This is a genomic window from Kocuria gwangalliensis (assembly GCF_039544365.1).
GTDB lineage: Bacteria > Actinomycetota > Actinomycetes > Actinomycetales > Micrococcaceae > Kocuria > Kocuria gwangalliensis.
Genome location: NZ_BAABLN010000031.1, coordinates 88,278 through 104,756 on the forward strand (window position 1 = coordinate 88,278; position 16,479 = coordinate 104,756).

Sequence of the window (16,479 nt, forward strand, 5' to 3'; positions counted from 1 at the left end):
GCACCGGTGTGCCCTGCGACAACCACGCTCTGGGCAAAAGGGCCTAGTGCGTGTCGGAGTGCCAGAATAATCTGGGGAGCAAGCTGGGTGCTCGATGGCATTTTGCCCTTGAGTCCCAGTCGACTGCAAAACACCGAACAAGGAGAGAACATGTCGCAGAACGCGGACGAGAACCTCGGTAACGAGCCCATTGACTCTCGTGAGGACACGGGCGAGACCATCGGCGCGACAGGCGATGCGCAGAACCCCAGCCTAGAAAAGGATCCCGAGGACTGGGTGAGCGGGGACGACCCCATGACCGAGTCCCAGAAGTCCTATCTGGACACCCTGGCCAAACGAGCCGGCGAGGAACTACCCGCCAACCTGACCAAGGCGGAGGCTTCGGAGCACATCGACCGACTGCGCGGTTCCGGGTCCTGACCCCTTGCGTTGCGACGGACGTGGGCGGTGAGGCGGCGTGACCAGTAGATTGGGCGTGTGACTGACACGCACCCAACCTCCGTTCATTCCGTCGAAACCGGACACGGCGATCATCGCGTCGTGTTTCTCCATGGCCTCTTCGGCAGGGGCAAGAATTTCAGCATGATCGCCAAGGGGCTGCAGCCGGAATTCCGCAGCCTGCTGGTGGACCTGCCGAATCACGGGCAGTCCGAGTGGACCGAGGAACTCGACTACCTGGAACTCGCCGATCACGTGGCGGAGCATCTCAGGAGCGGCTTCGCAGCGGACGGACCCGTGGACGTGGTCGGACACTCCATGGGCGGCAAGGTGGCCATGGTGCTCGCCCTGCGCCATCCGGAGCTGGTGCGTAAGCTTGTGGTCGTCGATATCTCTCCCGTGGGGTCAGGGTCCGGCCGCAGCGAATTCCACCATCTGCTGGACGCACTCGCCGGGGTGGATATCGAGTCCGCCCAACGCCGCTCAGACGTGGATGCCGCACTCAAAGACCCCATCCCCGTGGCCACTGTGCGCGGGTTCCTGCTGCAGAATCTGAAGAACCACGGCGGTGGCCTGCGGTGGCAGCCCAACCTGAGCCTGCTGCGCTCGGAGTTGGAAACCATTATGGGTTTCCCCGACATCGAGACCGAACTCGACAACGCACAGTTCCCCGGCCGCGTGTTGTGGATCGCCGGTGAGAACTCCAACTACGTCAAGGACGAGGACGAGCCCGTGATGCGCTCGCTGTTCCCCAGCACCATTCGGCTGAAGGTGCGCGGGGCCAGTCACTGGGTGCATTCGGACCGCCCACAGGAAGTCATTGACGCGCTGCGGACGTTTTTGCTGTCCGAGCGGGAGTAACCCGGGCGCGCCTCGCGAAAGCCTCCGGTCGCTGCGTCCTTCCCGGCTGAAGATATTAGGGCACGTCACAGGGGCCTATTAATCAGCTGTCTTACGGTTTCTTCGCTACGGTGATCGGACGCTACCCCTAGGAGAGTCACATGAGGTCCGATCTGGCCCGCCGGTTGTTCGTTACAGCAGCGCAAATCTTTTGTTTGGTCGGCACACTCGTGGGGACAGGAGTGCTCGGTACAGAGGTGGCCGATTCTGCCGGCGGGTCGCTCTCGGACAATGCCACGTTGATTGCCCCTCTCGGTCCGGCGTTTTCGATCTGGTCGGTCATTTATGTTGGTCTCTTCGCGTACACCGTGTGGCAGTGGTTTCCCCGGAATGCCACAACGGCCCGCGAACGTCGGATCGGGTGGCTCGCCGGCATCACCATGATCCTGAATGCCGCGTGGTTACTGGTGATCCAGGTCGACCTGATCTGGATCAGCGTGCTGGTCATTCTGGCGCTCGCGGTCTCCCTCGGTCTTCTGGTCAAGCGGCTTCAGGAGAATCCCGAGTCATCGCTGCTCGGCCGCTTCATCGTGGACGGCACCTTTGGTCTGTACCTCGGTTGGGTCACCGCAGCCACCTGTACGAACATCGCGGCAGCGGGCTCTGCGTACGGTTTGGGTTCGGAGAGCACCACGGATGAGTGGATCGCCATCACCGTCATGGCCGTGGCGGTTGTGCTGTCCGCCATTTACGTGGCCGTCTTGGGACCCCGATTTGCGGTGGCCGCCGGTATCGCCTGGGCCCTGGCGTGGATCGGCGTGGGTCGACTCACCGACGAGCCTGCTTCGCAGCTCGTCGGTATTGCTGCGGCCATCCTGTCCGCCGCGGTGCTGATCATCTGGGCGGTGGGACGTGCTCGTCTCAACCGTTCGGCACGTGAGGATCGCGGCGTGGAACGCCGGCCCGCGTACTTTTGAGGATGAGCGACCGGGGACGCGCCGTCCGGCGCGGCCGGAGCTCGGAACCGCGTACATTCGGTGGGGTGACCAACCGCTCGACTCGTTCCCGCCCGCCGGCGGCGCCCGGTTCCTCCGCGGCCGGTGTTGCCCTGGTCGTCGCAGCGGCGCTCGTGACCCAGACCGGGGCGGCCATTGCCTATCAGATTTTTGATCGAGTGGGTGCACAGGGAGCGGTCTTTTTGCGTCTGCTCATCTCATCGGCGCTTTTGTGGATCGTCTTCCGGCCCTCCGTTCGGTCCGTCACGACCAAGAATCTGCCGGTGATCCTCGGTTTCGGGGTGAGCCTGGGTGCCATGAACATGTGCATCTACCAGGCCATCGCCCGCCTGCCGCTCGGGGTTGCGGTCACCATGGAACTGCTCGGGCCGCTGGTGCTGTCGGTGGTGTTGTCACGCAAGCTGAGCGGTGTGCTGTGGGCCGGTCTCGCCCTCGCAGGAGTGCTTCTGCTCAGTGGGGTCGGACCCAGCACTGACGGCTTGGACCCCGTGGGAGTGGCTTTCGCGTTGGCTGCCGCGAGCATGTGGGCGCTGTACATCTTGATGTCCCGACAAGCGGGGCGGGAGTTCCCGGGGACGCAAGGGCTCGCGCTCGCCATGGTGGTGGGCGCCCTACTTGCCGCGCCATTCGGGGTGGCCAGCGGCGGCGTCGAACTCCTGGACCCGTGGGTCTTGCTGATCGGCGCACTGATCGCCGTGATATCCTCGGCGGTTCCGTACGCCCTGGAGCTAGCGTCCTTACGGCGCCTGGCGGCGGAGACGTTTGCCATCCTGGTGAGTCTCGCGCCGGCCATTGCCGCGCTCGTGGGGTGGATCATGTTGGGGCAGGCCCTCGATCTCCCGGAGATCCTGGGCATGGGACTCGTGATTCTGGCCAGTGCTGCCGCGGTGCAATCGGCTCAGCGACACTCTGGCCGCCGGTAATCAATGAGACCCGGGGATAATCTGGCCCCATGGGATTTTCACGCGCAGAACTCGACGCATTTCGTGACCGCACGGTGCCGGACCTGCTGCCCGATCCGCTGAACCTGCTGTTCGCGGGAATCAACCCCAGCTTGTGGACCGCGGCAACGGGAGCGCACTTCGCTCGACCGGGGAATCGGTTTTATCCAGCTCTCTATCGGGCGGGCATTACGAGCACTCTCATTGACGCCAGGGACGGTTACTCGGAATCAGATCTCGCGCAACTGACGAGCAAAGGTATTGGCAACAGCAACATCTGCCCGCGCGCCACCGCACGAGCGGACGAGTTGACCCGCGAGGAACTGCTGGCCGGTGCGGATCGGCTGAATCGGCTGGTGACCGAGCGGCAACCGAGAGTAGTGGCCGTCCTGGGGATCACCGCATATCGTTCCGCCTTCACGGTTCCGAAAGCCCAGCTCGGTCAGCAGGAATCCCCGTGGCCCGGGGTGCAACTCTGGGTGGCGCCGAATCCCAGCGGTCTCAATGCCCACGCAACTGTCGACGATCTGGCCGCTGCGTATCGGGAGATCGCAGAGGCCGCAGGAATAGTTGTCAAACGTCCTTGACACCCGATGGTAAAGCTTGCTTGACTTAGTCAAGCGCGCTTTACATATCCGCCAGGGTCGTACGGGCCCGGATCAAGGGAGTCATCATGGCAACAACAACCCGGTCCCGAACCACGGGGAAGGCCCCACTGTCGGCGTACGTGCTGAGCGTCCTCATGGCACTCGTGCTTGCGTCCATCGTGGGGGCCGTTGCCTCGGTGTTTTACAGCGAGAACAGAGTGCCCGGGTTCGTGATCTTCGCGGCCTGCACCGTGGGCACGTTCTTTGCCCTGGGGTGGGTCCTGTTCGTCTCCCAGTACACCGTGGTGGAGGACCCGCATGCGGAGGACAACATTGAGCATCGGTGGTACGACAAAGCCACGTCCGGCGCGTTCCACGACATACTCACAACGGGGGGTATTGCGCTCGTCGTACTGTCGATCACCAGGGTCGAGATCAGTGGGGTGAGCGTTCTGCTGGTGCTCCTGATCCTGGCCATGATCAGTGTCGCCGTACGCTTCTGGGCGGCCAGGAGACGGGACTCCTAGTGGAGAACATCATGGCCGAACGGCGCGGGGAACGATCTTGGTCACAGGCTCATCTGGCCGCGTTGCTGGGGGTATCCCGGCAGACGGTGATCTCCATTGAGCGGGGCCGGTTCGATCCCAGCCTGCCCCTGGCGTTTCGCATTGCGGAGGTCTTCGAGTGCCGCATCGAGGACCTGTTCACACCGCAGGCAACACCCGTAACCGATCCTAAAAAGAACTGACCCCGAGCCACTCCGGCGGGGCCGGGCAACTGGTCCTCTCCTGATTGCTGGGCCCGCAGGTACTCGCGCAGAACCTGCCAGGACAGAACCCTTCGGGAGGGAACCCTTCAGAACAGAACCCTTCAGGAGAGCACTCTGAATCCGATCTCCGGCAGGCTGCTCACCGTCCCGCCGCGGGCGAATTCCGCCCACTGAGCTCGCAACAACCGGCCCCGTTCCTGCATGTCGTTGAGGCTCAAACCCAGTGCGCTGGGCGCACCTTCCCACGCGCTCGACGGGAAGAGCAGCGGCAACTCGGCAATGTGGGCGGCGTTCAGCGGATGCTCCTCGTTGCCGTAGGACAGCACATAACCCGTGACGTTGCCCCCCGCAGCCGCGTGCCGAGAGGCGAACGCTTTGGCGCCGGTTCCGTAAATCCGCTTGGTCAGGGGTTTGACCACCAATTGTTCCAGGGCAGGGTCCCGCTTGGGTTTTTCAAGTCGCTTCAGAAGCACCGGGACGGCGGCGGCGAACAGCGCGACCTCGCGGGTCGTGTACCCCACCAGCACCTCGACCTCCGGGGCGACCTCTCGCCATGCCGCATCCAGATCCTTTTCGGCGGGCAATGGCGGATGTCCGTACTGCACTCCGAAGGGCATTTGGCCCTTCAACCCAAAGCGTGCCGCTGCCTTCTCCACCGTCGACTGAGCGGAGGTCACTTCTTCCCAATGGGCGTCGGGCGCCAAGCCGCTCACGGTGCGTGACATGACGGCGTTCATCTTGCTGCGGCTCTTCATGAGACCGAACGGTGCGCTTTGCACGATGGCGCGGCGGAACAGACCGCGGGTGCCCTCGGCGATCATGAGGTGGGCGGCGGCGTCGCCACCGGCGGACTGACCGAAAATGGTGACGTTGGCGGCGTCGCCACCGAAGGCCGAAATATTGCGGTGCACCCACCGCAGCGCTTCGATCTGGTCGAGTAAACCCAAGTTGGCGGGGCTGGTCTTGCCGTCGCCCAGGTAGCCGAACAAACCCAGGCGGTAGGTCACATTGACCACCACCACGTTCTGCTCGGCGACCAGTGTGCTCGGGTCGTAGAACGGCGCGTCACCGGCGCCGGACACGTACGAACCACCGTGGAGCCACACCATCACGGGCAATCCGGCATCCGGTTCGGTGCCCGCGGGCACGGTGACCGACACGCGCATGCAGTCCTCGTCCACGGGAAGCTTGCCGATGCTGCTGCCCACCGCCTCGTCGAGCAGGGGCACGGGTGCCTGGGGGCAGGCCGGGGACCACGACGTCGCCTGGAGCGGCTCGTTTGCATCGCCCACAGGCCTTGGTGTGGCCAGCCGGGCGGCACGGGCATAGCGGATGCCGGTGGCGCGATCCACGGGGCCGTCGTGCCAACCGAGCACCGTACCCGCCGGGGCGTGCCAGATCGGCTGTCCGTGCATTGCGGCCTCAGTCATCATCCACCTCTCGTTCGAGCCATCAACTCATGCCCACGGTGCGGGCGGAGCGTCCTGCCGAATCCTATCCAGCAAACGGGTGAGGATCATGTCACGCAGCGGTGGGGTACCTCGCGGGTTCAGCGCTCCGGCGTGAGGGTCCGCTTGTAGACCGCGCGCCCATTGGCATTGATGAGCTGCACGGTGAACTCCCCGCCGTCCTCCGCGACGGACACGTGCCCGAAGTACTGGTGGTCACCGTTGCGGGGCGAGGCCAGGGCGGGACCGGCCTGTTTGAAGTCCACGCGAGGTCCGAACGTGCCGTCCAGGGTGTTGGGGCCGAAGGCACCCGCGTTGATAGGACCGGCCACGAATTCCCAGAACGGTTTGAAGTCCTTGAACGCCGCACGCTCGGGGGAGTAGTGGTGGGCGGCGCAGTAGCGGACGTCGCCGGTCAGGAAGACCACGTTCTTGATGTCGAAATCCTTGATGGCCTTCAAGATCCGTGCCAGCTGCAGTTCGCGACCGAGCGGTGCCCCGTGATCGGCGTTGGAGATGGACTCCTGGTCCTTACCGTCCGGGACGATCAGGCCCAGCGGCAGATCATTGCCGATGACCTTCCACGTGGCGCGCGAACGGCGCAGCTCGCGGATCAGCCAGCGGGTCTGCTCCTCACCCAGGATGTCGGTCTCGTGCGTCTCCTGACCCGGGGTGTTCTCGCCCTTGAACGTGCGCATGTCCAGGGCAAACACATCGAGGTGGTCGCCGCGTTCGACCTTGCGGTAAATGCGGGCCGGTTCGAATCCCGTGCCGTGGGACAGCGCACGGGAATCGGCGATGGGCATGTACTCCTGCCACGCCTGGCGGCCACGAGCGGCCAGGGTGTCGACGTCGCGCACCTGCGTGTAGCGCTCGTCCTCGAGGATCTCACCGGGCCACCAGTTGTTCGTGGTCTCGTGATCGTCCCACTGAGCAATCACGGGAACCTCCGCGTACATGGCGCGCAGATTCTTGTCCAACATGTTGTAGCGGTGCCTGCCGCGGAACTCATTGAGTGTCTCGGCGACCTTGGAGACCTCTTCGGTGACCAGGTTGCGCCACAGCGGTTCGTTCGCAACCTCCAGGGTCTTCTCAATGGGATTGTCCGCGTAAATGGTGTCGCCGGAGTGCAGGAAAAAGTCCGGTTCGGTCGCGTGCATGGCGGCGTAGCCACGCATCCCGCCGATGTCCTCGTTGATTCCGTAGCCCTGGCCCGCGGTGTCCGCGGTCCACACGAAGGACTGTGGCACGGAGGTCTTCTGTCCGAAACGCCGGCCCGGAGCCGTGGTGAAACCGCCCACGGCGCGCTCACCCATCCGACCACGTTCGTCCTCGAACGCGTAGCTGACCTTGAACCGGGTTCCGGAGGGTAGCTTGCCCGCAAAGATCTTGGCCGTGTGATCGGACTCGGGGGTGGCCCACCCCGAGGTGAGACGAAGGCCGCGGGCGAACCGCCCGCGCAACGGTGCGCCGTCGGCGGAGACCGCCTGAAGCGTGGCATGCAGGCGACCCGGACCGGAGGAACGGGCCCACAGCACCGCCGAGTTGACGGAGACATCACCGGAGGCGACGCCGCTGGGCAGAGTCAGGCGCTTGCTCACCAGCCCCGGTGCGTGGCGGTCACCGCGGTGTGCGACCGCGGTGCCGGGGATGGCCAGGAGTGCCGCGCCGGCCAGGCCGCCGGAGACGAGTTGGCGACGGTTGACGGGCGCATTGTTGGTAGTCATGGGCCCATGGTGTCGGCCCCGCATGACATCGAACTTGCGGGTATCTGAACAGCAAGCGCGCTGGCTTCGAACTCGTCGCGCTAGTGGTTCTAGGCTGTACCGGGTAAAAGCTCAACGTGGAAAGTAGGGTGCAGCCGGTGGAGATCGACCCCAGAGCAGTATTCGACGTGGTGGATTTGCTGGGCGTGATCACCAACGGAATTCTGGGCGGGGTGGTGGCCCGGCACCTGAAAATGGACCTGGTGGGGTTCGTCATCCTGGCCATTGTGTCCGGGCTTGGCGGCGGCATGCTGCGTGACACCTTGCTGCAGCAGGGGTTCCCGGTGGCCCTGACCAACCCCGCCTACCTGACCACCGCACTGGCCGGCGCGGTGATTGCCTACCTGCTGCCGTTGGAGCAGCGGTGGACGCAGCGCGGGTTGTTCTTCGCCGACACGCTCTCGGTCGGTTGTTGGGCGGCCACCGGAACCATCAAGGGTATGGCTGCGGGCCTGGGCTGGATGCCGTCCATTTTGCTGGGCGTGGTGACCGCCGTGGGCGGTGGCATGATTCGTGACATTGCCGTGGGGCGAGTGCCCGCAATCTTTGGCGGCAACACGCTGTACGCGACCAGCGCCTTGATCGCCAGTGCGGAAATGCTGGTTCTGGCCGAACTGGGACAGCCCAACATTGGCATGGGTGGTGCTATTGCACTCAGCGCCATCATCAGCCTGGCCGCTCGTCGATTCGGCTGGCGGTTGCCAGGCCCAGCGAACCTCAACCCTAAGGCCTTCAAACGACTGGCCCGACTGCCTCGCTCCAGAAAGCATTCCCGCAAGAAACACGAACCCACCTCCGGGAGCGCGGACTTGGAGGGCGGGAGTAGCATCGCCCAGGAAGGCAGCAACTAGGAGGACACAGCATGGCATCCACCCACGTGACAGAGCAGATTTTGCAGGGTCAGTCGAACATCAAGGACTGGCAGGAGGAGTTGTACAAGGACTTCCACGCCCATCCGGAGCTGGGTTTTCATGAGGAACGCACGTCCGCCGTCGTGGCCGAGAAACTCAACGAATTCGGGTTCGAGGTCCATGACAAGGTGGGCCCCACCGGCGTCGTGGGCGTGTTGCGCAACGGCGACGGACCCGTGGTGTTGATGCGCGCTGACATGGATGCGTTGCCCGTGAAGGAGGCCACCGGCCTGGACTACGCGAGTAGCGAGACGTTCACCGACGACACCGGAAGCACCACACCCGTGATGCACGCGTGCGGGCACGACGTGCACGTGTCCTCATTGCTGGGCGCCGCCCGCCTCATGGCCGAATCCAAGGACGCATGGCAGGGCACCTTCATCGCCTTGTTCCAACCCGCCGAAGAACTCGGCACGGGAGCCCAGTCCATGGTGGACGGCGGCTTGGCCGATGTGATCCCGCAGCCGACTGTGGCGTTGGGTCAGCACGTGATGGCCCAGCCCGCGGGAACCATCAGCACGCACGAGGGCCCGTTCCTGTCGATGGCCGCGAGCATCCGCGTAACCCTGTTCGGGCGCGGGAGTCACGGCTCCATGCCGCACCTGTCCATTGATCCCGTGGTTTTGGCCTCCATGGTGGTCGTGCGGCTGCAGACGGTGGTGGCGCGGGAGGTCGAACCGGGTGAATTCGCCGTGTTGACCGTGGGTAAGATCACGGCCGGAACCAAGAGCAACATTATTGACGACCACGCCGTGCTCGAATTGAACATCCGCGCGTACGACCCCGCGGTGAAGGATCAGCTGGTCGAGGCCATTAAACGGATTTCCCTCGCGGAATCACAGGCCTCCGGCTCGGCCAAGGAGCCCGAAATCGAAATGATCAACAGCTACCCACTCACCGACAACCAGGCTGAGACCACCGCCATGGTTGCCGAGGCTTTCAAGGGACACTTCCCGGCAGAAGCCATTGCGCGCTACGGCCGACAAACCGCCAGCGAGGACTTCAGTGACATCCCCAACGCGCTGGGCGTGCCGTACACCTACTGGGCCGTGGGAGGCGCCGATCCCGACGTCTATGCGCGCGCGAAGGCCAACGGAACCGTAACGCAGGACATTCCGGGCAACCACTCGCCCATGTTCGCCCCCGTTATTCAGCCCACCCTGACGAACGCCACGGCGGCGATCGTGGTGGCCGCATCCGCGTGGCTGGGCAAATAGCCGTTGATCCTTGATTCGGAAATATTATTCGGATCAAGTATGTTGCGATGGTTATGAAGGGTTTTGGTTTTCTCAGTTTCGGTCACTACGGCTCCGGGCGGGGACCCGGCGATCCCAATGCGCGCCAGTCGTTGCGGGATGCCGTCGAGATCGCGGAGGGTGCCGACGAGCTGGGCGTCAACGGCGCGTACTTCCGAGTGCACCACTACGCGCGTCAGTCGGCGTCCCCCATGCCGCTGTTGAGCGCCATTGCCGCGCGCACCCGCAATATCGAAGTGGGCACCGGCGTGATCGACATGCGTTAGCGCATATCGGGGTTGTAGCGTTGGAGTCATTGGCTACCGTCGTCTACAAGTACCTACACACTTGATCGGTGCTGCACGTTTCAGGGTCCGGGTGCGCGGCGTCCTGTCTGAGGTCCGCGATAGTGTCGCGCAGCACGGAGAGCTGCGCGATCTGCTGCTCGATCTCAGCGAGGCGCACGTCAAGCAGGTCGCGCACGTGCTCGCAGGGCGCATGGCCGCCGTCGCGGATGTCGAGGATCTGGCGGATCTGGGCGAGGGTGAGGCCCGCGGCCTGGCCGCGGTGGACGAAGTCGATCCGGGCGACCGTCTCGGGTGCGTAGTCGCGATAGCCGGACTGCGTGCGCTCGGCCGGCGGAAGCAGCCCCTGCCCCTCGTAGAAGCGGAGCGTCTTCGCCGTGGTGCCCGCGCGTTCGGCGAGTTCTCCGATGCGCATCGCGGCCTCCGATCGTTCGGCAGGAGCAGGCTTGACCTTCCCCTGCACTGGAAGGTCCAGTATGGCTGAGACAGAGCAGAAAGCCAAGGACTGACAGGAGCAGCGATGCCTACCAAGTACGACCTCGCCATCATCGGATCCGGAGGCGGAGCATTCGCCGCCGCCATCCGTGCGACCACGCTCGGCAAGTCGGTGGTGATGATCGAGCGCGGGACGCTCGGCGGCACCTGCGTGAACACCGGCTGCGTGCCGTCGAAGGCCCTCATCGCCGCTGCCGACACCCGTCACGTCGCCGCCGACGCTTCAGGCCGGTTCCCGGGGATCGCGGCGACGGCTGAGACAGTGGACATGCCTGCGCTGATCGCCGGGAAGCAGGCGCTGGTCGAGTCGCTGCGCGGCGAGAAGTACGCCGACGTCGCCGACTCCTACGGCTGGCAGGTCCGCCGCGGCGATGCATCGTTCGCCGGCGGCCCAGACGCCCCGGTACTGGAGATCATCGCCGGCGACGGGACGGTCGAGACCATCGAGGCCGACCACTTCCTGGTCGCGACTGGTTCTCGCCCGTGGGCTCCGCCGATCGACGGCCTGGAGGAGACCGGGTACCTGACCTCGACCACGGCAATGGAACTCGCTGAGGTTCCTGAGTCGTTGCTGGTGCTCGGCGGCGGCTACGTCGCCCTGGAGCAGGCGCAGCTGTTCGCTCGCCTCGGCTCGCAGGTCACGCTGCTGGTGCGGTCCCGGCTCGCCTCGAAGGAGGAGCCGGAGGTGTCCAAGGCGCTTCAGGAGGCGTTCGCCGACGAAGGCATCCGCGTCGTCCGCCGCGTGGTGCCCACCCGGGTCTCCCGCGGCACGGGAGGCGAGGCCGTCGTGACCGCCGACGTGTCCGGCGACTCGCAGGAGTTCCGCGCCGAGCAGGTGCTCGTCGCCCTCGGACGCCGTCCCGTCACCGATGGCCTGAACCTCGATGCGGTCGGGGTGAAGACCGGGGACTCCGGCGAGGTGGTCGTCTCCGACCGGCTGCGGTCCTCGAACCCGCGGATCTGGGCCGCGGGCGACGTGACCGGGCACCCCGAGTTCGTCTACGTCGCCGCCCACCACGGCACCCTCGTCGCCGAGAACGCGTTCGCCGACGCCGATCGTGCCGTCGACTATTCCCGCCTGCCGCGGGTGACGTTCACCGGGCCCGCGATCGGAGCGGTCGGGATGACCGAGAAGGAAGTGCTTGCTGCGGGGATCCGCTGCGATTGCCGCGTCCTGCCGCTGCACCACGTGCCCCGCGCGCTGGTCAACCGCGACACCCGCGGGTTCATCAAGATCGTCGTGAACGCCGACACGAACGAGATCCTCGGCCTGACCGCCGTCGCCAAGGACGCCGGAGAGCTCGCCGCCGCCGGTGTCCACGTGCTCGGCAAGACCGTCGCCGAGATCGCCGACGCCTGGGCTCCCTACCTGACGATGGCCGAGGGCATCCGGATCGCCGCGAAGGCCTTCACCACCGACCCGTCGCTGCTGTCGTGCTGCGCATGACCGGCAGCGCAGGCAATCGGGGAGATCTCATCCTGAAGAGGTGCAGACGACGAGCGCCGATCAGGACCGCGACGAACGGCGCGCCGGTCCCGTCGTCGCTGCAGGGACCGGACTGCTCTTGCTGGCATGCTGCGCGCTTCCGTTGCTGCTCTGTTGCGGCCTGCCGCTCATCGCGGCGGGCGGAGCACTCGCGGGCGTCGGTGGGCTCCTCGGTAACCCCTGGATCATCGGTGCCGGGATCGCCGTCGTGATGGCCGTCACGGCGGGGATGCTCGTCAGGTTAGGGCGGCGGCACCGAGGCCGCAGGACCGGCTGCTGCGAAAATCCTTCGACCGCTGATCGGAACCGGTAGCTCGAGCGGATCCAGCCATCATCGCCACCTCGGCCACTTCGGCACCCCGCGACCCTTCCACGTCTCCACGAGACCGGCGGCCGAGCGGACGGACGCGAAGAGCCCGTAGCCGGCCCCGGCGAGACCCACGGAGACCACGAGCCAGCGCCCGATGCCGAGCCAGATGCGCCCGTCCACGTCGAGCGCCCACTGAGCGCCCGTGATGAGACCGGCGATGCCCATCCAGAGCCCGGCGACGACCACGACCACCGGCAGCAGGGCGAGGCACATCGCAGCGGCGGCCGACCAGAGCTGACGCGCTTCGAGCTTCGCCGTCGCCGCCATCATCCGCTCGGCGCGCTCGTTCGAGGCGTCGAGGTTCGCGGTCATCGTGGCCGAGGCCTCCCCGGCGACCTGCTCGACGGCCTTCTCGACCCGCTCCTCAGTACGCTTCTCGATCCGCTGCACCGCGCCGCCGACCTGGCTCACAAGCTTCTGGTTCGTTGTGGCCTGCACCTTCAGACCCTCAATCGCCGAGGCCGTAGCCGCGCGATTCTTCTGCGCCTCCGCGACCAAGGTTCGCGACGCGGCGTTCAAGCTCTCGCCGTTGAGACTCTGCGCGAACTCGCCGAGCGTGCTCGCGATCTCGTTCTGCCTGCTCTCGATACTCGCGATCCTCGCGGACACGTCGCTGGAGGGCGAGGAGGTCGACGCCGGGGTCGTGATCCGCTCCAGCCGCCTCGTCGTCTCCTCGTCCATGACCTTCACGAACCCCGCGAGCTTCTTCTGCTGCTCGGTCAGCGTGGCAATCCTCGTATTCTGCGCCTCGACGGCGGCGAGGATCGAGGTCAACAGCTCCATCGTCTCCGGACTGCCGAGCGGCTGCGGCGACTGCACGGGCCCGTTCTGCTGCTTCAGCCTGTCGAGCGCTGCGCTCATGTTCCTGCTCCTTCTGCTGCTGGTGGTAGTCGAAGAACGCCTGCGCGCCCTCCGTGGTGAAGTCCGCCGAGAGCGCGCTCGCGCGTTTGCGGCGATCGGCGCGGCCGGACTCGCCGCGGCGGTCCTCGATGTAGAGCGTCCAGGTCTCCTGCCCGGCGCGCTTGCCCTTCTTGCTGACGGGGCTGTGCAGCCGCATCCTCGGCACACGTTCCCCGGCGTCGTCGAGCTGCTGGTTCTGCTCCTCGATCACCGCTTCGAGACCGGCCTTGTCCACCACGCGGGGGTCGGCCAGTGCGGCGCTCATCCGGTCACCCATCTCGCGGTCGAGCCCGCCCTCCGCGAAGTCCTCGCGGCGCAGCTCCCAGTCCTTCGGCGCGTGCTCCAGCCGCTTCACGACCGAGAGCCCGTGCTCTCGCATCAGCTCGTCGTTCGCCGACTGCACGCCCCGCTGGTTCCCGGCCTTGCGATCGTGGAACGTCCGGTAGTCCGAGAGCGCCTTTCCGGTCCGGTTGCTGTGATTGATGACCAAGATGTGGTTATGCGGCTTTCTGCCCCGGCCATCCACGTGACTGACCACGAGGCAGTCCGAGTCGGGGTGCATCCTCTTCGCGAGCTGATAGCCGAGATCGTTCACCCGCTGCACGTGCTCCGGGTTCTTCGGGTCGAACTCCTCGTCGCTGAAAGACTGCCGGTAATGCAGCGCCTCGACCTCGCGCGTGGTGTTCTGCGTGAGCGCCCGTGCGCGCGCCGAGAATGCGCCAGGGCCTCCCGGCACTTCGCACGTGATCGCGACGCCCCGCTCGTCCTCCTTCCCGCGGATATAGCGCTCGGTGTCGGCGGCGCTGGTGCTCGGGCTGTAGTGGGTGGTGCTCATGCGGCCGTCCGATCCCCGAGCAAGGCGCGGACCTCGCGCAGCAGCTCGATCAGCTCGGGCACCTCCGACGACAGCGCCACCGCCTTACCGGCGCGCGCGCGGCGATCCAAGTCGTTGACGTTGATCGCCAGCGGGCGCACCTGGGCAGCCAGCTCACGAGCGTCCGCCGACGCCTGCACACGCGCCTCGACCCCGAGCAGGTGCGCCGCCACGGCGGCGTCCAACTCCTCCGAGCGGGAGGCGTGGAGGGCATCGCGTACGACGGTCCGTACCCACGTGCTCGGAGCCAGCCCGAGCCGCTTCGCACGAGTGCGAAGCGCCGCGAGCGTCTCCTCCCCGAAGTCGGTATCGAGCTTCGCGCGGCCCCCACGACGACGCTTCGCGCCGCCGTGACTCTGACGCACAGCCTCCGCATCAGCCCGACCGGTGTTCACCTGGGAGTCGGTCTGCTGCTCCACCTGTACGCCAGAGTGGCAAGCAGTAGGCCTGTCGGACACATCGCTGACGCTCGTGTCCTCCAGCCCTGCTTGCGAGGGGCCTCCGGCCCCCTCGACCCCCTGGAAGAGCGAATGCTGATCGGTGCTCATGCGGCACCTTCGATCAGCGCCAGCGGCACGTCCGGACTTCGCACCGCGAGCCCGCTGAGCAGCTCCGCGACCGCACCGTCCGCGTCGTGTTCCGCCGAGGTCTCCGGACCGTACGTCAGTTCCCGCGACCCGGCGTTCTGGTGGTACGCGTTGCCGTACATGCCGGGCGTGTGCGCGGCGGTCGGGATGCTGCACTGGTGCCACTCGTAGGGCTCGATCTTCCCGATGTGCTGCACGAGGTAGCGGTTGATGTCGTCGGCGCGGTAGACCTTCACGACCGACGCCAGGCGGCGGATGAACTGGTCCAGCGCCTCGTCCACGTTGCCCTTCTGGCGGGCGTAGTAGAAGAACTCGACCGGCTCGATCGTCGCCGTAATCACGATGAGGCGCGGAGCCACCTCGCCCTTGTTCTTGTACCGAGCCTTCGCAGGCGAGGCGTTATACGGATCGAGCAGCAGCAGCCAATCGTTCGCGTCCATCGCCGAGGCCCGCAGATCGTCCAGCAGCAGCACCTCCTCGCCCCGCCAGTCATCCAATGGGTTCCCCGTCGCGGCACGGTAGACCTGCCACCGCTCGCCATGTGCATTGGCCGCGCTAATCGCCTCGGTGATGAAATCCGTTGCGAACCGAGTCTTGCCGATCCCGGCATCCCCGTGGACGAACACCACGTGCGTCGAGAAGGCACCGGCGCGCAGCTTCGCGGCCGCCCGGTACGCGCGGCGCTGGCCGTAGGCCGACAGCGCGTCGTCGATCTCCCGCTGATGCCGCGAGTAGATGTCGAACAGTTCGTCCGTGAGCATGATCTGATCCCGCGTGATTTCGCCCTGCAGCACCCGCTCCCGCATGTCCTCGAAGTTCTCCGCGACGACCTTCTTCTTCACGTGGGCGCGCCCCTTGAGCCAGGTCTCCCGGCGCTGGGCGTCGATCCCGAGGTAGTCCGGCCCGCGCACCGTGGCGACCTCCGACGGCGCGTACTGATGCTTGTCCGCATACTTCACGTGAGTCAGGTACGACAGCATGTTGTCGAAGGCGTACCGACCGCGGCCCGGCTTCTCGACGTACTGGGGCTCGACGCCGATGCCGAACGCGAGCCGATCCAGCGGCGCGCTCTTCGCACGGCTGGCGAACTTGATGACCGCGTGCAGGTGATCGGGCTTCGGCTCGACCACCAGAGCCTTCTCCGTGTCGCTCCAGACCTCGCGCTCATCCTTGTCGTGCACGATTCCGTAGGCCTCGATGACCTCGCAGCCGATGGCCTCGAGCCGCTGCGCGACGTAGGCGAGGATCGCCCCGGCTCCCTGCTCGAGCAGCGCGGCCCCGTTCGGGTCCTCGGCAGCCCAGGTCCAGTACGACGGATCGAGGTACTGCGTGAGCCCGATGCTCGTCGGGTTGTTCTCCTGCTTAGCCACGGCGACCACCCCCGTCGCAGGCGGCGTGGAGGGCCGCAGAGGGGGTGCGGCGCCTAAACCTTGATCCACCGATGAGGGCGTCGGTGCTGGGCCGTAATTAAAGACGAGATGCCCGTCTGACCGGGAAGAATGGGACTTGTT

Annotated in this window: 16 protein-coding genes and 2 pseudogenes; 11 read left to right on the forward strand and 7 right to left on the reverse strand. The window is 65.9% G+C overall.

Annotated features, from left to right (window positions below):
• The first annotated feature begins 150 nt into the window (after positions 1-150).
• The 7 genes from ABEA06_RS10030 (at position 151) to ABEA06_RS10060 (ending at position 4,570) form a co-directional block, all read left to right on the forward strand.
• Positions 151-420 (forward strand): DUF3072 domain-containing protein, encoded by a 270-nt coding sequence (locus ABEA06_RS10030; RefSeq protein WP_303382051.1) that lies wholly within the window; start codon positions 151-153, stop codon positions 418-420.
• A 120-nt stretch (positions 421-540) separates the two neighbouring features.
• The gene (locus ABEA06_RS10035; protein ID WP_345311422.1) at positions 541-1,299 is read left to right on the forward strand and encodes an alpha/beta fold hydrolase; all 759 of its coding nucleotides are present in this window, start codon (positions 541-543) and stop codon (positions 1,297-1,299) included.
• 140 nt (positions 1,300-1,439) lie between these two features.
• Positions 1,440-2,255: a TspO/MBR family protein gene (locus tag ABEA06_RS10040; RefSeq protein WP_345311411.1), complete on the forward strand. Its 816-nt coding sequence runs from the start codon at positions 1,440-1,442 to the stop codon at positions 2,253-2,255.
• A gap of 65 nt (positions 2,256-2,320) precedes the next feature.
• Complete coding sequence (locus ABEA06_RS10045) at positions 2,321-3,217, forward strand: EamA family transporter (protein ID WP_425559519.1); 897 nt, start codon at positions 2,321-2,323, stop codon at positions 3,215-3,217.
• Between the two features lie 29 nt (positions 3,218-3,246).
• Positions 3,247-3,822, forward strand: coding sequence for a mismatch-specific DNA-glycosylase (locus ABEA06_RS10050; RefSeq protein ID WP_303382048.1), 576 nt, complete (start codon positions 3,247-3,249; stop codon positions 3,820-3,822).
• An 86-nt stretch (positions 3,823-3,908) separates the two neighbouring features.
• Complete coding sequence (locus tag ABEA06_RS10055; RefSeq protein ID WP_345311412.1) at positions 3,909-4,349, forward strand: hypothetical protein; 441 nt, start codon at positions 3,909-3,911, stop codon at positions 4,347-4,349.
• On the forward strand, positions 4,349-4,570 hold the full coding sequence (locus ABEA06_RS10060) for a helix-turn-helix transcriptional regulator (RefSeq protein WP_425559520.1): 222 nt from the start codon (positions 4,349-4,351) through the stop codon (positions 4,568-4,570). The genes ABEA06_RS10055 and ABEA06_RS10060 overlap by 1 nt, the downstream gene beginning before the upstream one ends.
• 122 nt (positions 4,571-4,692) lie before the next feature.
• On the opposite strand, the gene ABEA06_RS10065 is transcribed toward ABEA06_RS10060, so the two are convergent.
• Together ABEA06_RS10065 and ABEA06_RS10070 are read right to left on the reverse strand one after the other, a co-directional pair.
• Positions 4,693-6,021, reverse strand: a complete 1,329-nt coding sequence (locus tag ABEA06_RS10065) for a carboxylesterase family protein (RefSeq protein ID WP_303382045.1) — start codon at positions 6,019-6,021, stop codon at positions 4,693-4,695.
• A gap of 119 nt (positions 6,022-6,140) precedes the next feature.
• Entirely contained in the window at positions 6,141-7,766 is a 1,626-nt protein-coding gene (locus ABEA06_RS10070) for an alkaline phosphatase D family protein (RefSeq protein ID WP_345311414.1), read from the reverse strand.
• A 137-nt stretch (positions 7,767-7,903) separates the two neighbouring features.
• Between ABEA06_RS10070 and ABEA06_RS10075 the strand changes: the two genes are divergently transcribed.
• The 3 genes and pseudogenes from ABEA06_RS10075 to ABEA06_RS10085 all read left to right on the forward strand — a co-directional run.
• Positions 7,904-8,656, forward strand: coding sequence for a trimeric intracellular cation channel family protein (locus ABEA06_RS10075; protein WP_345311415.1), 753 nt, complete (start codon positions 7,904-7,906; stop codon positions 8,654-8,656).
• A gap of 11 nt (positions 8,657-8,667) precedes the next feature.
• Complete coding sequence (locus ABEA06_RS10080; protein ID WP_345311416.1) at positions 8,668-9,933, forward strand: amidohydrolase; 1,266 nt, start codon at positions 8,668-8,670, stop codon at positions 9,931-9,933.
• A gap of 53 nt (positions 9,934-9,986) precedes the next feature.
• Positions 9,987-10,235 (forward strand): annotated as a pseudogene (locus ABEA06_RS10085) (LLM class flavin-dependent oxidoreductase); the annotation flags it as partial.
• A 46-nt stretch (positions 10,236-10,281) separates the two neighbouring features.
• Here the strand turns inward: ABEA06_RS10085 and ABEA06_RS10090 are convergent.
• Entirely contained in the window at positions 10,282-10,671 is a 390-nt protein-coding gene (locus ABEA06_RS10090; RefSeq protein ID WP_006215441.1) for a heavy metal-responsive transcriptional regulator, read from the reverse strand.
• A 105-nt stretch (positions 10,672-10,776) separates the two neighbouring features.
• Here ABEA06_RS10090 and merA point away from each other — a divergent pair, with 105 nt between their 5' ends.
• Positions 10,777-12,198 carry a mercury(II) reductase gene (gene merA / locus ABEA06_RS10095; RefSeq protein ID WP_006215442.1) on the forward strand — a complete coding sequence of 474 codons (1,422 nt, stop codon included), beginning with the start codon at positions 10,777-10,779 and terminating at the stop codon, positions 12,196-12,198.
• Positions 12,199-12,568: 370 nt separating this feature from the next.
• Here merA and ABEA06_RS10100 read toward each other — a convergent pair whose 3' ends face one another.
• The 4 genes and pseudogenes from ABEA06_RS10100 to ABEA06_RS10115 all read right to left on the reverse strand — a co-directional run bounded on the left by ABEA06_RS10100 (position 12,569) and on the right by ABEA06_RS10115 (position 16,347).
• A complete protein-coding gene (locus ABEA06_RS10100; protein ID WP_040004151.1) occupies positions 12,569-13,468 on the reverse strand; it encodes a hypothetical protein in 900 nt (299 codons plus the stop codon).
• Between the two features lie 412 nt (positions 13,469-13,880).
• A pseudogene (locus tag ABEA06_RS10105) lies at positions 13,881-14,342 on the reverse strand (relaxase/mobilization nuclease domain-containing protein); the annotation flags it as partial.
• Positions 14,339-14,746 carry a hypothetical protein gene (locus ABEA06_RS10110; RefSeq protein ID WP_425559521.1) on the reverse strand — a complete coding sequence of 136 codons (408 nt, stop codon included), beginning with the start codon at positions 14,744-14,746 and terminating at the stop codon, positions 14,339-14,341. The pseudogene ABEA06_RS10105 and the gene ABEA06_RS10110, both read right to left, overlap by 4 nt.
• Before the next feature lie 179 nt (positions 14,747-14,925).
• On the reverse strand, positions 14,926-16,347 hold the full coding sequence (locus tag ABEA06_RS10115) for a Rep family protein (RefSeq protein ID WP_040004150.1): 1,422 nt from the start codon (positions 16,345-16,347) through the stop codon (positions 14,926-14,928).
• Between the last annotated feature and the right edge of the window lie 132 nt (positions 16,348-16,479).

Bases quoted from the DNA above. Each gene is read 5' to 3' on its own strand.
- ABEA06_RS10030 (WP_303382051.1), top strand. From the start codon at position 151: ATGTCGCAGAACGCGGACGAGAACCTCGGTAACGAGCCCATTGACTCT.
- ABEA06_RS10040 (WP_345311411.1), top strand. From the start codon at position 1,440: ATGAGGTCCGATCTGGCCCGCCGGTTGTTCGTTACAGCAGCGCAAATC.
- ABEA06_RS10050 (WP_303382048.1), top strand. From the start codon at position 3,247: ATGGGATTTTCACGCGCAGAACTCGACGCATTTCGTGACCGCACGGTG.
- ABEA06_RS10055 (WP_345311412.1), top strand. From the start codon at position 3,909: ATGGCAACAACAACCCGGTCCCGAACCACGGGGAAGGCCCCACTGTCG.
- ABEA06_RS10065 (WP_303382045.1), bottom strand. From the start codon at position 6,021: ATGACTGAGGCCGCAATGCACGGACAGCCGATCTGGCACGCCCCGGCG.
- ABEA06_RS10070 (WP_345311414.1), bottom strand. From the start codon at position 7,766: ATGACTACCAACAATGCGCCCGTCAACCGTCGCCAACTCGTCTCCGGC.
- ABEA06_RS10080 (WP_345311416.1), top strand. From the start codon at position 8,668: ATGGCATCCACCCACGTGACAGAGCAGATTTTGCAGGGTCAGTCGAAC.
- ABEA06_RS10090 (WP_006215441.1), bottom strand. From the start codon at position 10,671: ATGCGCATCGGAGAACTCGCCGAACGCGCGGGCACCACGGCGAAGACG.
- merA (WP_006215442.1), top strand. From the start codon at position 10,777: ATGCCTACCAAGTACGACCTCGCCATCATCGGATCCGGAGGCGGAGCA.
- ABEA06_RS10100 (WP_040004151.1), bottom strand. From the start codon at position 13,468: ATGAGCGCAGCGCTCGACAGGCTGAAGCAGCAGAACGGGCCCGTGCAG.